Origin of the sequence: Bradyrhizobium sp. (genome assembly GCF_030693485.1) — a bacterium.
GTDB lineage: Bacteria > Pseudomonadota > Alphaproteobacteria > Rhizobiales > Xanthobacteraceae > Bradyrhizobium.
In genome coordinates this window covers 1-14,783 of the sequence record NZ_JAUYAN010000113.1, presented here as the reverse complement: position 1 = coordinate 14,783, position 14,783 = coordinate 1, and the positions used below count along the sequence as shown (strand labels likewise).

General features: G+C 63.5%; 13 protein-coding genes. 5 read left to right on the top strand and 8 right to left on the bottom strand.

Annotated features, from left to right (window positions below; genetic code table 11):
• Together Q8N40_RS08230 and Q8N40_RS08225 are read left to right on the top strand one after the other, a co-directional pair.
• Positions 1-646, top strand: a 646-nt coding sequence (locus Q8N40_RS08230; protein ID WP_305711475.1) for an amidohydrolase family protein, incomplete at its 5' end; no start/stop codon positions are given.
• A 1,187-nt stretch (positions 647-1,833) separates the two neighbouring features.
• A complete protein-coding gene (locus Q8N40_RS08225; protein ID WP_305711474.1) occupies positions 1,834-4,605 on the top strand; it encodes an autotransporter domain-containing protein in 2,772 nt (923 codons plus the stop codon).
• 351 nt (positions 4,606-4,956) lie between these two features.
• On the opposite strand, the gene Q8N40_RS08220 is transcribed toward Q8N40_RS08225, so the two are convergent.
• Both Q8N40_RS08220 and Q8N40_RS08215 read right to left on the bottom strand, forming a co-directional pair.
• Complete coding sequence (locus Q8N40_RS08220; RefSeq protein WP_305711473.1) at positions 4,957-6,207, bottom strand: murein L,D-transpeptidase family protein; 1,251 nt, start codon at positions 6,205-6,207, stop codon at positions 4,957-4,959.
• 149 nt (positions 6,208-6,356) lie between these two features.
• The gene (locus tag Q8N40_RS08215) at positions 6,357-7,589 is read right to left on the bottom strand and encodes a benzoate/H(+) symporter BenE family transporter (protein WP_305711472.1); all 1,233 of its coding nucleotides are present in this window, start codon (positions 7,587-7,589) and stop codon (positions 6,357-6,359) included.
• 195 nt (positions 7,590-7,784) lie between these two features.
• Between Q8N40_RS08215 and Q8N40_RS08210 the strand changes: the two genes are divergently transcribed.
• Positions 7,785-8,090, top strand: coding sequence for a hypothetical protein (locus Q8N40_RS08210; RefSeq protein WP_305711471.1), 306 nt, complete (start codon positions 7,785-7,787; stop codon positions 8,088-8,090).
• Positions 8,066-8,386, top strand: a complete 321-nt coding sequence (locus Q8N40_RS08205) for an isochorismatase family protein (RefSeq protein WP_305711476.1) — start codon at positions 8,066-8,068, stop codon at positions 8,384-8,386. Before Q8N40_RS08210 ends, Q8N40_RS08205 begins: the two co-directional genes overlap by 25 nt.
• On the opposite strand, the gene Q8N40_RS08200 is transcribed toward Q8N40_RS08205, so the two are convergent.
• Positions 8,383-8,979 (bottom strand): ferric reductase-like transmembrane domain-containing protein, encoded by a 597-nt coding sequence (locus Q8N40_RS08200; protein WP_305711470.1) that lies wholly within the window; start codon positions 8,977-8,979, stop codon positions 8,383-8,385. The two genes, Q8N40_RS08205 and Q8N40_RS08200, sit on opposite strands and share 4 nt — an antisense overlap.
• Positions 8,980-9,014: 35 nt before the next feature.
• Positions 9,015-9,503, bottom strand: coding sequence for a Twin-arginine translocation pathway signal (locus Q8N40_RS08195; protein WP_305711469.1), 489 nt, complete (start codon positions 9,501-9,503; stop codon positions 9,015-9,017).
• 402 nt (positions 9,504-9,905) lie between these two features.
• On the opposite strand from Q8N40_RS08195, the gene greA reads away from it, so the two are divergent.
• Positions 9,906-10,388 (top strand): transcription elongation factor GreA, encoded by a 483-nt coding sequence (greA, locus tag Q8N40_RS08190; RefSeq protein WP_305711468.1) that lies wholly within the window; start codon positions 9,906-9,908, stop codon positions 10,386-10,388.
• A gap of 335 nt (positions 10,389-10,723) precedes the next feature.
• On the opposite strand, the gene Q8N40_RS08185 is transcribed toward greA, so the two are convergent.
• From Q8N40_RS08185 to Q8N40_RS08170, 4 genes are read right to left on the bottom strand one after another with little or no spacing between them, the layout of a single operon-like run.
• Positions 10,724-11,179: a MarR family winged helix-turn-helix transcriptional regulator gene (locus tag Q8N40_RS08185; protein ID WP_305711467.1), complete on the bottom strand. Its 456-nt coding sequence runs from the start codon at positions 11,177-11,179 to the stop codon at positions 10,724-10,726.
• A gap of 19 nt (positions 11,180-11,198) precedes the next feature.
• Entirely contained in the window at positions 11,199-11,903 is a 705-nt protein-coding gene (locus tag Q8N40_RS08180; protein WP_305711466.1) for an ABC transporter ATP-binding protein, read from the bottom strand.
• Positions 11,900-12,691 (bottom strand): ABC transporter ATP-binding protein, encoded by a 792-nt coding sequence (locus Q8N40_RS08175; RefSeq protein ID WP_305711465.1) that lies wholly within the window; start codon positions 12,689-12,691, stop codon positions 11,900-11,902. Before Q8N40_RS08175 ends, Q8N40_RS08180 begins: the two co-directional genes overlap by 4 nt.
• On the bottom strand, positions 12,688-14,574 hold the full coding sequence (locus Q8N40_RS08170) for an ABC transporter permease (protein ID WP_305711464.1): 1,887 nt from the start codon (positions 14,572-14,574) through the stop codon (positions 12,688-12,690). The genes Q8N40_RS08175 and Q8N40_RS08170 overlap by 4 nt, the downstream gene beginning before the upstream one ends.
• Positions 14,575-14,783 lie beyond the last annotated feature (209 nt).

Genomic DNA, 14,783 nt, shown 5'->3' with positions numbered 1-14,783 from the left:
GACCGCGAAAAAGATGGTGGGCTGGGCGCGCAAATACGGCATCCAGAGCACCATTCACACCGGCGGCCCGTCGATCCCCGGCTCCGGCCTGATCGGCGCCGACGTGGTGCTGGAGGCCGACACCGACGTGATCGGCCATATCAATGGCGGCCACACCGCTTTGCCCGACGACGAGATCCGCTGCATCTGCGAGGGCTGCAAGCGCGGCCTCGAACTGGTGCATAACGGCAACGAGCGCTCGGCGCTCTACACCTTGCGGATCGCGCGCGACATGGGCGATCTCAACCGCGTCATCCTCGGCACCGATTCACCGGCCGGCTCCGGCGTGCAGCCGCTCGGCATCCTGCGCATGGTGTCGATGCTGTCGTCACTCGGCGACGTGCCCGCCGAACTGGCGTTCTGCTTCGCCACCGGCAACACCGCGCGGATGCGCGAACTCGACTGCGGCCTGATCGAGGTCGGCCGATCCGCCGACTTCGTCATCATGGACAAGGCGCAGCATTCCGCAGGGAAGACCATCCTCGACAGCGTGCAGCTCGGCGACCTCCCCGGCATCGGCATGACCATCATCGACGGCATCGTCCGCACCACCCGCAGCCGCAACACGCCGCCGGCAACGCGGGTGCCGGAGATTGTGGGGCATTGAGCGATCCGCCAAGTCAGCTTTTTGACCCAGTTCGGCCATAGGATGGCTCGACCGACGCTGACTCACCTGCAAGAATGCTTGTACAGTTACTATCCGGGATCAGTCGCACATAACACGCGGCGAGAATTGCGCCGCCTTCTACGCGGGAAGTCGCGCAACCGCCAAGAGCGAGACGACTCATGTTTGCAGCCATGGCAATTTCTGCATTCTTGGTGATGGTCAATATTCTAGTTCACTACGAGATGCTGCGCACTACGTCTGATCTCCGGCATCGAAGCAATCAATGGTCTATTTCTGATCGCGTGGTCAACTTCGTTCACCTACTTTGTGATGGACAGGCTTTGGCCTCTGCACCCGGAGCAGGAGCCTCAAGCGCAAGGTTGATTGGATTTACCAGTCCGTGTCGCCAAGGTGATCGAGGCAACTGGCTGTGTCCGGTCATGTGAAGGTTTGCGGACGCCGGCCCCATGATGGTGGTGCGGCGGACACCGGGGGGCCGGCGTCCGCAAACCTTCACATGAAGAGACTCATGCACCGCAGCAAATAACGACATTCCTTTATGCACTCACGTGCCGGTGGAGGAGCCGTCCTCTGCATCAATTGCGGACATCGCGCCGACCCCCGGGATTGGACGCATAGAGACGACCGCGGCATCGGAAACTGCCCCTATGGGCGCAGCGCACAATCGCAGGCGCCAGCATATTCTCGGGTTCTAGCGTGTGATAGCCTGTGGCATCATAGCGCGACGGCGAAACAATATTGCCCATCTTCGTCGGCCGTGGCGCGCCATCTATCCGTTCATCGCACTGCTTTCTCAAGCCAGCCAATTCTCCACGTTCAGGCCGCGGATACGTTTGAATTCGTCGGTATTGGCGGTGACGATCGTTGCGCCTGATCCGTTCGGTTGTAGCTACATGCGGGCATCCCCTGTGGTTGTTTTTCGGTGCGCAGACCTGTGGCCGGTACGCCACAGATCCATCCCAAAAGTTCTCTGAATATGCGCGCGTGTTCGATTTCCCGTCTTAGCTGGCAACCAGGCTGATAAAGAAAGCCACACGGAGAAGTTCCTGCGCTTTGAACGCGGCCGGGGAATTTTCGCCGGCTTTTTGGTGGTTTTCGGAATGCATTTAGTTGCGCACTTCTCGGCAGCAGGGCTGCCACCGGCGTGGGGTGCTTCGATCCACAACGTGACAGGCTTGACCGCTGCGGCCGGCCGCCGCGCGCGCGCCGCGCGATCCGTGCTGCTGGCGACGACGGCGCTGATCGCGATCGAGCTGCTGGCCGGCGAGGCCGCGTGGGCCGATTGCGCGCCGGCAGCCGCCAACAACGTGACGGCGGAATGCACCGGCACGACGATCAATCAGGGCGCTGGAGCGCCTGGCACCAGCGCCGCCGTCTTCGGCTACGGCACCGGAGTCCAGACCGGCGTCACCGTCAACGTTGCCAACGGCGCGGGCAATACGGTTTTCGGCACCGCTTTTGGTATCCATCTGGACGACTCGACCGTGACCAACGGCACTGCCGCCAGCATCACGGGCGGCCAGATTGGAATTTACGCCCCTGCGGGCTCTGCCAACGTCATCAATTCCGGCAGCATCGCCGGCGGCGCCCTTCATGGCATTTTTGCACTCAGCGACGCAACGGTGACCAACCATGCCGCCGGCAGCATCACCGGCGGCCTTCAAGATGGCGTTCGAACCCAACTCGGTATTGCCAATGTCACCAATTCCGGCAGCATCGTCGGCGACGATTCCGGAGTTCGAGCCTTCGGAGGCTCTGCCTTTGTCATCAATTCCGGCACCATCACCGGCACCACCTTGTATGGCGTTTCCGCATCAACCGTCGCGACGGTGACCAACAACACCGGCGGCGGCATCAGGGGCGATGACGATGGAATTCGAGCCGACACGGTCAATGTCACCAATTTCGGCAGCATCACCGGCACCACCGCATATGGCATTCGTGCCTTCAACGCCGGCTCTTCGATCTTCAACGCCGGCACCATCGGCGGCGCCACCGCGGCGATCTCGTTCACTGGCGGCGGCAACACGCTGACCCTGGCGCCGGGCTCGGTCATCAATGGCAACGTGCTTGGCGCAGGCGCGAATACGTTCCAGCTCGGCGGCACCGGGGCGGCGACGTTCGATGTGTCGCAGCTCGGTCCCGCCGCGCAATATCGCGGTTTTGGCACCTTCAACAAGATCGACTCGTCGATCTGGACACTCACCGGCACCAGCACGTTCGCCGGCGACGTCAACGTCAACGGCGGCTCGCTTGTGGTGAACGGCAATTTGACGTCGGCGGTCATCATGTTAGTCAATCCGGGCGGCACGCTGGCGGGCACCGGCACCGTGCCGATTACTTTCCTGGCCGACGGCGCCACGCTGGCGCCGGGTCCACTGGGCTCGGGCACCGGCGCGCTCACCATCAACGACCGCGTCGTGTTCTGCACCTGCAGCACCTATGCCGTGAAGGTGTCAGGCACCGGCAATGATTTTGCGCAGGTTATGGCCGGCGGGCTCCCTGGCGATGCGTTCCTCGCAGGCGCGGTGCGGGTGTCGTCGCCGACCTCGACCTTTCGCTTCAATTCGCCCTACACCATCCTGACCACGCAAGGCGGGCTCAACGGCACCACTTTCGACTCGCTGGCGTTGGCCGCGCCGCCGGGCATCGCCGGCACGCTGAGCTACACCGCCAATGACGTGCTGCTGACGCTGATCTCGGGTCTCGGGCAGATCACCGGCCTCAACCAAAACCAGCGCGCCGTCGGCACCGCGCTCGACACCGCCTTCAACGCGGGCGCCCAGACCGGCGGGCTCGGCGCAATCTTTAACGGTAACGTCGCGCAGAACCTGACGCAGGCATCCGGCGAACTCGCGACCGGCGCGCAGCAGGCCACCTTCGATGCGATGAACCTGTTCCTGGGCCTGCTCACCGATCCGTTCGTCGCCGGGCGCGGCGATGGCGTCACCGGCGGCGCGGGTGCGACGCCGTTCGCTGAAGAGGGCAATGGTGCCAACGCCTACGCGGCCAACGGCAAGCCACGCAGCAGGAGCGAGCGCGACGCTTACGCCGCGGTCTATCGCAAGGCGCCGCCAGTCGCCGAAACCTTTACCCAGCGTTGGCGCGTATGGGGAGCCGGCTATGGCGGCTCGCGAACCACCGATGGCAGCCCGGTGGTCGGATCGAATGACACGACCAGCCGCGTCTATGGCGGCGTCGTCGGGGCCGACTACCGCTTCTCGCCCTTCACGCTGGCTGGTTTCGCGCTGGCTGGCGGGGGTACGAATTTCTCGATCGCCAACGGAGTGGGTAGCGGGCGCTCCGACCAGTTCCAGGCGGGCGCCTTCGTGCGTCACACCGTCGGGCCAGCCTATCTGTCCGCCGCGCTGGCCTACGGCTGGCAGGACGTCACGACCGATCGCACCGTCACGATCGCCGGTGTCGACCGCCTGCGCGCGCAGTTCAATGCCAACGCGTTCTCTGGACGCGTCGAGGGCGGCTATCGCTTTGCCACGCCGTGGGTGGCCATCACGCCGTATGCGGCAGGGCAGTTCACGACCTTCGACCTGCCGGCCTATACGGAGCAGGTGGTGTCCGGCGCGAATACCTTTGCGCTGGGTTATGCATCGAAAAGCGTCACGGCGTCGCGCACGGAACTGGGGCTTCGCGCCGACAAGTCGTACGCGGTGCGAGACGGCGTCCTCACCTTGCGCGGACGCTTTGCCTGGGCGCACGATTTCAACACCGATCGCAGCATCGCCGCGGTGTTTCAGACGCTTCCGGGCGCGAGCTTCGTCGTCAACGGTGCAACGCAGGCCCATGATGCGGCTCTCACCACGGCTTCCGCCGAGATGAGATGGCTGAACGGCTTCTCGGCCGCCGCGACCTTCGAGGGCGAGTTCTCCAACGTCACCCGCAGCTACGCCGGCAAGGGCGTGGTGCGGTACGCGTGGTGATCGGCGCCAGCCCGACGAATTGTAGCGCTCATCTTCATCGGCAGAGGCGCACCATTCATTCGTTCGTTATACTGCCTTCTCAAGCCACCCCATTCTCCACGTTCAGGCCGCGGATGCGTTTGAATTCGTCGGTATTGGCGGTGACGATCGTGCGCTGATCGTACGGGCGTGGGCGGCGATCAGCAGGTCGTTGCCGCCGATCGGCTTGCCGGCCGATTCCGGTCTCCCCCGATAAGCAGACCTTTTCAGGGTCCTTTGGCACTCTTCGGACGTGCCGATCCGTCGGCCTGATGTCTGCTTTCGGACGAGGCCAACAAGCCGCGGGAGTCGGGTGGATCGCTGGTCGAGCGTTCAGCACCGGCTCGATGGCAAGCCGGCACGAGCCAGATCACACGCAATCGGGTTGGAGAACGAGACGCCAAACCACCTGCCCGTCAACGAGCCATCGGTGTCGATCCAGGGCACCGATGGCAAATGCGGCAGGTAGGATGCATATGGCATCACTTTCGCAAGCGTCACCCTGTACGGAAACCGGGCGAGGAAGGCCTTGTTCATTCCGCCGTCCAGTCCGCTGTAGATCGGGGCAACCGGCACGTTGTCCTCGAGCAATTTCGCGTATTCGAGCTCGTCGGCGCGCTGTTTATCCAGCGCCCGCCGCGCGATTTCCGGATTGACGACAAAGGCGGGGCCTTTTCCGGCGGGATCGAACTTGAGAGGACGCGGCGAATTTGGCGGAGGTTGCGCATCGAATACATAGAGGCGATTGCACACATCCACCCTGGGTTCGAGTTGCGTCGTCTCGAAATGATCGTTGCCGATCTTGAGCATTTTCCAGAACGCCAGGTTCGGATTGTCTCGATGCCGCGCCAGATTGGCCGGCGTCATGCGGAATGGATAGGCCTGGACCTGGAACGACGGCCGCCCGCCGAGGAATGAGTCGCGCGCCAGCGAATAGATCTCGCTTATCTGTTCGTCGGTCATGGCATAGCAACCGGTCGACCAGCAATCGCCGTGGATCATGAGGAAGCTGCCGTCGCGGTTGTTCGCCTTGTCGAATCTGTTGGGGTAGCCGAGGTTGATCGCGAGATAGAAGCTGGAGTTGGGATTCATCAATTCGGGTGTAACCGTGTAGAACCCCTCCGGCGCCTGACGGTCGCCCTCCTGCAACTTCGGCCCGAGATCGCCCGACCACCGACAGATCGGATAGGTCTTAAGAATCTGGAAACGGCCTGACGTGTCCTGCTTCCAGACTTCGAGCTCCGCTTCCTCCTTGAAAAGGCGCACTACGATCGGTGAATGTTTCGGCATGTTCTTCTGCTGCAGCAGCGAGACCAGCGCGGGAGGCAGTTCCTGCGTTGCCTTGGCCGGCAACCGATTGCTGCTTTGGCCAAGGCACGTGACCGGCGTCAGCGCCGCGGCAAAAGCGGCCGTCAGTATGAGTGCACGTCGGACCATGGCGCGGATCATTGCTAAACCTCTGACGGGAAACCTGCACCATCTGGAGCCCGTAATCGGTGGCTTTCGTAAGGCAAACCCGGATGGGTGCAGGCGCCGACCAATAGCGAACTCCATCGGCTTACTGTCGATCGCCAGATTGAACATGGCAAGGCTGCGGGGGATGGCCCGGCAACCTTGAGGACCTGCCTGTCGAGGGCGCCGCGGCACTCGAAGAGATCGGGCAGCTATCGTTGAAAGGGCTTAGCCAGCCGATCATAGTTTACGTCGTGGTGGGATAATTGGACCAATGGCGACTACGGCTTCGCCTCTGCCGTAAAATCCGGCCGCTCCAGCAGCCAGGAGACGGCGAAGCCGGCTACGAGACCCCAGAACGCCGCGCCGACGTTCAACAACGGCATATCCGCGACCGTGACAAGGAAGGCCACCAGCGCGCCGAGCGAGAAGCGCTCCCTGAACGCGGTGACAAAGGCCGCCTGCAGCACGCGCAGCATCGCAAGGCCCGCCAGCGCCATCACGAGGGATTTGGGCGAAACCAGCAGCAACCGTGTAAACGTCGGCGCCATCAGTCCGAACAGCAACGCCAGACAACCGACAAACATCGCCGCGGTGTATTGGCGTTTCTGCTCGCCGCTCGAGACCACAATGGCATTGGTCGGCCCAGTCAGGCAGGTGCTGACTCCACCGACGACGGCGCTGATCAACGAGCCGATGCCGCAGGCCAGGGTCACGGCATTGACCGGCGGCGCATGTCCTGCTGCCCTGAGCACCGCGAAGCCCTGGCCATTCTGGACCACAAGGACCGTGATCGCGAGCGGCACGACAAGTTCGACCATGGCCGCGATCGACCAGACCGGGGCCTGGATGACCGGGCGGATCAGCTCGAACTCAAGCGTGATGGCGGCGTCGAACCGGCCGAACAGGAGCGTGATCGATGCGCCGACCAGGAGGGCCCCGATGATCGGCGGAATGCGCCGACCAAGGCGGGGGATCGCCGACAGGATCAGCCAGGTCGCGACCATCGGGCCGACAATGATGGTATCGGCGAACACCGCACGAACCAGTTCAAGGCCGAAGCGCAGAAAGACGCCGGCGACCATGCCCATCACGATCGGCATCGGAACGAGCTGCATGACGCGCCTGACCCAGCCGCTCGCACCCAGCACCAGCATCAGCACGCCGGTGGCGTAGAACGCACCGACAACCTCCGGAAACGTCAAATGGTTCAGCGACTGTCCAACGATGACGGTGCCGGGAATGGTCCAGAGCGAAACCAGCGGTTGGCGATAAAGTCCGCTGAACAGCAGCGTGATCAGGCCGTTGACAAAGAAGACGCCGAAGATCCAGGACGCGATTTCGGTTTCGGACAGTCCTCCGTTGGAGCCGACCGCCAGAATGATCGCCACAGGCCCGGTCACGGCGAACAGCCAGCCGATGAAACCATTGGAAGCGTAGAGGACGCCGAAATCCGATAGGATCCGCCCAACACCGGGCGGCCGCTCAGCCGGTCGTTCGATCTGTGTGAACATCAAGGAGGCGGTGCCAGCTTTCCGGAGCCAGGGGGATCTTGATCCGGCAGAACCGGCGCCCAAGCATGCCCGATCCTCGGAGTGCCATCAACATGAGACCGGCGAAATCGCGCGTAGCCGGACATGCTTTTCTCTTGCTCGGCAGCTGTTAGCCCTTCTCTGGCGAAAAAGCGGCAGATCAACTAACGTCGCGTCATGACAGGCACCAAGCGCATCCTCGCCGATCAGTGCTGCAGCGCGATCATCGACTACCAGGACTGCTTTCTGGAGCAACTCGAGCCGCGCAGCCGCGCGCGGCTGGGCAGAAATATGACGAGCTTCGCGCGCCTTCTCGCCTATCTGCGAATTCCGACGATGGTCACGCTCGAGCGCCCGGTTGACCGAAAGGGCGCGGTGCCGCCGCGTTTCAAGGCAACGCTCGGCAGCGCCACCAAGTATTCGAGAAGAGCTTCTTCGATCTCACGAAGGAGAAGCCCATTCGCACCTACCTCAAGGGCCTGAAGAAGAAGCAGATCGTTGTCGCGGGCTGCGAAACCGATGTGTGCGTGTTACAGTCGTGCCTTGGGCTGCTCGATCTCGGGTTCGATGTCTTCGCCGTCGAGGAATTGCTGTTTTCGTCCACAAGCCGCACCGACGCTGCCGTGGAGAGGTTGAAAAACGCCGGTGTCATCTTTGTGACGTACAAGACGTTGTTCTTCGAATTGACCGAAGCGGTGGCCGACGGACCTCATGCCGACAAGATGATCGCCAGGCTCGGAGCGTTCCCGGATGATCTCCCGGAGGACGCCGAGCACTAACCACGCAACGTCCCTCGTTTTCTCCACACCCGCAGGTCGACCATGGCCTTGACGGTCGCCGCGAGGACCAGCGCGCAAAGCACCGCCTTCGACACCGTCTCCATCGTCCCCTCGATCAGCAGGCCATGGACCACACTCCCTGCGACGATGACAATCGCAAGGGGCATATGGGCGATGCGCCATGTTTGCGCCCGCAGTCCCCATCGCCGGCGGAATGCAGCCAGAAGCGCGACGGCGAAGATGGCCCACATCGCGATCACACCCCAGGGGGAGAACGGCGTCGGCGATGAGAACAGAAGCGCGTCGACCATATCAGGCGGACTGGTGATCCAGAGGCCCCCGACATGGATCACCACCGCCGCCACCAGCGCGCCTCCGATCCAGTGATGGGCGCGCCGTCCACGATAGGCCGACAGTCCCGGCAAGTATCCGCCAATCAGCAAAGGCTGAACGAGCACAAGACCCAGTGCGATAATCCCGGCGAACCCGGCCAGTATGTAGACCGCACCGCGCCACTCGAGCAGCGGGCTCAAAGCCGCGGCGGCGATCGGCACGCCAACGGCCGCTGCAAGGGCGACCCAGATCAGGGCCATCCGGGCCAATCTCCATCCCGTCGTTCGCAACTCGGTCAGACCGGCTGAAGTACGAAGTGCGCCTCCAGGCTGGTTTCCTTTGCACTCCGCATCACGGGCCGCAGAAAGACGGCTTTGAATTCACCGCTGTCATAGGCGAGGTGACCATGCGGTTGGCCGAAAATGGGAATGATCTGCGGCATTTCGAGACGGAACGCCCCGTTCTTGTCGGTGAGCGTGGCCCCATGACTATGCGGTTCATGCTCCTGCCCTTCGATCGTGTGCGCCCAGATATGGACGCGCTGCCCGGCAAGCGGAGCCCCATCGCCTGCGCGGCGCACGGTGCCGGTCATCCAGAAGCCGCCCTTGCCGATCCGATCCACGATCGGCGCGCCCTTGCGGTAGTTGTTGGTCCCGCCCGGCATCGAAGGGGTCGGCGCGAGGCCTTCCGCGCGGGCGGGCAACAGCAGCCCGGAAACCCCGACGGCGAGGACGGATCCGCCGGCGGCGAGGAGGTTGCGGCGGTTGAGTACGACGGTGGTCATGCAAGTTCCTTCCGGCGACCATGCAGTTGCTCCGCCGAGCGTACAACACCAAGCGCGGGAGGCCCAGTTGAGGCAGCCGCGGAGCGCGACAGATCGCAATAACAGTGTTGTGAACAAGTGAGCCGGCCGCTCAGCGAGCGTCGTTGACCAGGCTGCGTTTGAGCTGATCGCGGTGGACCACCCCGTGGAGAACACGCAGCGCCCGGTCATGGGCGCTCGACGGGCTGCGATCAGGTTGTTAAGCCCGCCTCCCCTGGAAAGCCTTGGCAGCGGGCGATCCCCATGCCGAGGAACTGGCGGCGGAACAAGGCTGCAGTTCCGCTCCGTGATCATTTTGCCGGTCTGGCTCCGGGGTATATGATCCGCTGGATCTGCACAGCTCGCTTACAAGGAGTCCCGAGCTTGAGCGTTGCCTTCACCAAGGAAGACAGTGCCGAAACGGCATCGGAGACCTTGCTTCCCGACCGCCCGGTTTCACCCCATCCGAACCTGGTTACGGAAGCGGGATTGAAGGCTCTCGAGTTTCAGCTTCGCGAAGCACGCGAGGCATACGAGGCCGCGCAGAAGATCGAAGACGTCAATGAACGGCGGCGGCAGGCCGCCACCCCGTTGCGCGATGCGCGCTATCTGGCGGCGAGAGTCCGGACGGCGCAAATCATCCCCGATCCGACGTCGACCGAAACGGTCGCCTTTGGCAGCACGGTGACCTTCAGGCGAGACGATGGGCGCGTGCAAAAATATCGTATCGTGGGAGAAGACGAAGCGGACCCCAGGGCCGGTTCTATTTCCTTCGCGTCCCCGGTAGCAAGGTCACTGATGGGCAAGGCTGTTGGGGATGTCGTCGATACATCCGGTCAAGTGCTCGAGATCATCGCGATCTCGTAACGGCCGCCACGGGATTGCGGGCGAAGTCAGACAAACGTGAGAAAATTATGGCGGACTCCTGATCCCACAAAGAACTGATGTCGCAGAAACGCGGCAATCGCGAGCGAGAAAGAGGGTACGGCGCGTAACTGAGTGAGGGACGAACCAGATGTCTGACGTGATTCCTTTTCCCAAACCATCGAGGCCGATAGAAGACGACACGGCAGAGCTGTTGAGGCTGCTGGATCGGATTCAGGAAGCCGCAGCGCGATCCGGCAGCAGGAACGACAAAAATCGAAAAGCGTAGGCTGGGAAAAGGCGCGCCTTCGCGGCGCGTCCGAAAAATTGCGAACCAGCTATCGCAGCTTGCTGAGCAGCGTCACCAGCGTTTCGCGCTCCTTGGCGTCGAGTGGGGCCAGCGTTTCCCGCGTAATGGCGAGTGCGTTCGGTGCGGCCTTCTCGGCCATCTGCTGACCGGCGCGGGTGAGGCTGACCAGCAGGCGGCGGCCGTCCTCGGGATCGGGGCTGGTTTCGGTGAGCCCCCGCGCGGTGAGGCGGTCGATCACGCCCTTGATGGTGGCGACGTCCATCGCCGTCAGCCGTCCGAGCTGGTTCTGCGAGCACGGCCCGGTCTCGGTAAGTTTTGCCAGCGCCGCCCATTGCGTCGGCGTGAGGTGAATGCCGATTTCCCTGGCAAAAATCGTGGCGTGGCGCTGCCAGACCTGGCGAAGGATGAAACCGACCTGGTCCTCCAGCACGTAACACGGCCGCGACGGCTTTGGGCTGCGCTTCGGCTGACTACTCCTGGTCATGCGCGTTTCCCGTCCCTGTTCACAGCGCCAGATGCGTGTCTCTGATATCGGGACGCGCGTCGAGCTCGGCCATGGTGCCGGAGTAGCAGATCCGGCCGCGCTCGATGATGTAGGCGCGGTCGCAGATCAATCGGGCGAAATGCAGGTTCTGTTCGGAGAGGACGATGCTGACGCCGGCCTGCTTCATGGTCAGGATCGCCGCCACCATCTGCTCGACGATCTTCGGCGACAATCCTTCCGAGGGCTCGTCGAGCAGCACCAGCGACGGGTTGCCCATCAGGGTGCGCGCGATGGTCAGCATCTGCTGTTCGCCGCCGCTCATGCGGCCGCCGGGGCGGTTGCGCATCTCGGCCAGGTTCGGAAACAGCGTGAACAGCTTTTCCCGGGTCCAGTGCGGCGCGTTCGGCCGGACCGGCTGGCGGCCGACTTCGAGATTCTCATCGACCGTCAGATCCGTGAAGATGCGGCGTTCTTCCGGCACATAGCCGAGGCCGCTGCCGACGATCGCATGGGTCGGCTGGTCCGAGACGTCCTTGCCCTCGAACACGATTCGGCCGGTGCGTTGCGCCACCAGTCCGACGATGGAGCGGAAGGTGGTGGACTTGCCGGCGCCGTTGCGCCCCAGCAGTGCGACCACCTCGCCCTCTCCCACTTCGAGCCCGACATCGAACAGGATGTGGGCGGGACCGTAATGACTGTTGAGATCCTGAACGCTGAGCTTCATGAGGGCGCCCCCTCGCGGTGACGGGCGTCGTAAACCAGCCCCTCGCCGAGATAGATGGCGCGAACCTGCGGGTTGCGCCGCACTTCCTCCGGCGTGCCCTCGGCGATCAGGCTGCCGCGATTGAGCACCAGGATACGGTCGGCATGTTCGAACACCACATCCATGTCGTGCTCGGTGAAGAGCACGCCGATCGATTTTTCCCGCGCGATCCCGGCGGTCAGGCGCATCAGTTCGATGCGCTCGCGCGGCGCCATGCCGGCGGTCGGCTCGTCCATCAGCAGAAGTTTCGGTTGATTGGCGAGCGCGATGGCGAGCTCCAGCCGCTTCAGATCGCCATAGGCGAGTTCACCGCAGGGCCGCTCGGCATAGCCGCTCATGCCGACCAGTTCGAGCAGCCGGCCGGCTTCCTCGCGCTCGAATTGCGGCGTCGAGGCCCACATGTTCAGCAACTGCCGGCGATACGACACCAGCGCGACCTGGACGTTCTCGCGCACGGTCATGGTCGGGAAGGTGGCGGTGATCTGGAAGGTGCGGCCGACGCCGAGCCGCCAGATCTCGCGCGGCTTCTTGCCGGTGGTGTCGCCGCCGAGCAGGCCGATGCGTCCGGCGCCGGGGATGGTCTGGCCGTTGAGCATATCGAAGCAGGTGCTTTTGCCGGCGCCGTTGGGGCCGATCAGCGCCAGGATTTCGCCGGCCTTGAGCGCGAACGACACATCGCGCACGGCGTGCACGCCGCCATAGGATTTGCTCAGGCCTTCGACCGACAGCAATGTGGGCGCGGTGCTCATTCGGCGCTCTCGATCCGGGATTTCAGCAGCGCGGGCTTTGGCAGTTCGGGCCGGCGGCGGTTGCGCAAGGTTTCCAGTATCCCGACGATACCCTTCGGAAACGCCACCACCATCAGCACGATGACGCCGCCCAGCACCAGCTTCGACAGATCGGTCTGGCTGACCAGCCAGATCGAGAGCATCTTGAAGACGATGGCCCCGATCACCGCGCCCGACACCGTCTCGACGCCGCCCAGCAGCACCATGACCAGCGCATCGACCGACAGCGAGATGCCGAGACTGTCGGGAAACACGCTGCCCTTGAGGTAGGCGAACAACGCGCCGGCGACACCGGCGACGGTGCCGGCGATGACGAACGCGGTCCACTGGATGCGCTTGGCGTCGATGCCGATGGCTTCGCTGCGCAGAAGCGAATCGCGTGTCGCCCGCAGCGCGTAGCCGAACGGCGAGAACACGATGATGCGCAATGCCGCGACCGCGAGTGCGGCGATGCCGAGCGACAGCCAGTAGAAGCTGGCCGGCCCCGCCGCCCATTTTTCCGGCCAAAGCCCCAGAATGCCGTTGTCACCGCCGGTTACCGCGACCCACTGGAACGCGATCGACCAGACGATCTGAGCAAAGGCCAGCGTCAGCATCGCGAAATAGACGCCCGAGAGCTGCACCGCGAAAAATCCGAAGATCGCCGCACCAAGACATCCCAGCAGCGGACCGAGCACCAGACAGGCGATCATCGGCAAGCCTGCCATCTTGGCGAGGAAGGCGATGCCATAGGCGCCTAGCCCGAAATAGGCGGCATGGCCGAACGACGCGAGGCCGCCGACCGACATCAGGAAATGCAGGCTGGCGGCAAAGATCACGAAGATGGCGATCTCCGAGCCGACCGTCAGGGCGTAATTGCCGCCGACCAGCGGCAGCATTGCCGCGACAGCCAGTCCCGCCCACGCGGCAAGACGTTCGCCCTGCCTCAGCGGGCGCCAGGGATTCACGGTCAGTCCCGGTGTGCGGCGCGCCGGCGCTTCCTGCTTGCCGAACAGGCCCCACGGCCGCACGATCAGCACCACCGCCATCACCAGAAACACCAGGATGATGGAAATCTTCGGGAAAATCAGAATCCCGAACGCGTTCAATTCCGACACCAGCACCGCGGCGACAAAGGCGCCAATGATGCTGCCGAGGCCGCCGATCACCACCACCACGAACACGTCGACGATGATGCGTAGATCAAGCGCGTGATGCACCGCGTCGCGAGGAATCTGCAGCGCGCCGCCGAGGGCAGCGAGAAACACCCCGAGCGCGAACACGCTGGTGAACAGCCATTTCTGATTGACGCCGAGGGCCGCCACCATGTCGCGGTCCTGCGTCGCGGCGCGCACCAGCACGCCCCAGCGGGTGCGCTGGAACAACAGCCACAGCAATCCCAGCACGATCGGACTGAGCGCGATCAGGAACAGATCATAGGTCGGAATATTCTGACCGAAGAACTCGACCGCGCCCTTGAAGCCGGGCGCGCGGCGACCGAGCAGATCGTTCGGTCCCCAGATCATCACCACCAGATCCTGCACCATCAGGGTCAGACCGAAGGTCGCCAGCAACTGGAACAGTTCGGGCGCGTGATAGATCCGCCGCAGCAGCACCATCTCGACGAGAACGCCGACCACCGCCACGACCAGCGACGCCACGACGATGCCGGCCCAGAAACCGAGCGCGCCGGAAAAGCGTTCGGTCAGCGTGAACGCCACATAGGCGCCGAGCATGTAGAACGCACCATGGGCGAAATTGACGATCCGCGTCACGCCGAAGATGATCGACAACCCCGACGCCACCAGAAACAGCGACGCCGCGCTGGCAAGACCGGTCAGGAACTGGACGAAGTAAAAGGCCATTGGCGGTCCGGGTTAGCGCATTTCTTTACGATGCCTTTCATCCTTCGAGACGCGCGCCAGAGCGCGCTCCTCTGGATGAGGTCTCTTCACCTCTCCCGCTTGCGGGGGAGGTCGCCGTGCGCAGCACGGCGGGTGGGGGAATTCTATCGGCGAGCCGAATTCGTTGAGAGGCCCCCACCCCGACCCTTCCCCGCAAGAGCGGGAGAGGG

What these genes read in the sequence shown, in the direction of transcription:
- Q8N40_RS08175 (WP_305711465.1), bottom strand. Translation starts at nt 12,691, where the DNA reads ATGAGCACCGCGCCCACATTGCTGTCGGTCGAAGGCCTGAGCAAATCC.
- Q8N40_RS08170 (WP_305711464.1), bottom strand. Translation starts at nt 14,574, where the DNA reads ATGGCCTTTTACTTCGTCCAGTTCCTGACCGGTCTTGCCAGCGCGGCG.
- Q8N40_RS08210 (WP_305711471.1), top strand. Translation starts at nt 7,785, where the DNA reads ATGACAGGCACCAAGCGCATCCTCGCCGATCAGTGCTGCAGCGCGATC.
- Q8N40_RS08180 (WP_305711466.1), bottom strand. Translation starts at nt 11,903, where the DNA reads ATGAAGCTCAGCGTTCAGGATCTCAACAGTCATTACGGTCCCGCCCAC.
- Q8N40_RS08185 (WP_305711467.1), bottom strand. Translation starts at nt 11,179, where the DNA reads ATGACCAGGAGTAGTCAGCCGAAGCGCAGCCCAAAGCCGTCGCGGCCG.
- Q8N40_RS08215 (WP_305711472.1), bottom strand. Translation starts at nt 7,589, where the DNA reads ATGTTCACACAGATCGAACGACCGGCTGAGCGGCCGCCCGGTGTTGGG.
- Q8N40_RS08220 (WP_305711473.1), bottom strand. Translation starts at nt 6,207, where the DNA reads ATGTTCAATCTGGCGATCGACAGTAAGCCGATGGAGTTCGCTATTGGT.
- Q8N40_RS08195 (WP_305711469.1), bottom strand. Translation starts at nt 9,503, where the DNA reads ATGACCACCGTCGTACTCAACCGCCGCAACCTCCTCGCCGCCGGCGGA.
- Q8N40_RS08200 (WP_305711470.1), bottom strand. Translation starts at nt 8,979, where the DNA reads ATGGCCCTGATCTGGGTCGCCCTTGCAGCGGCCGTTGGCGTGCCGATC.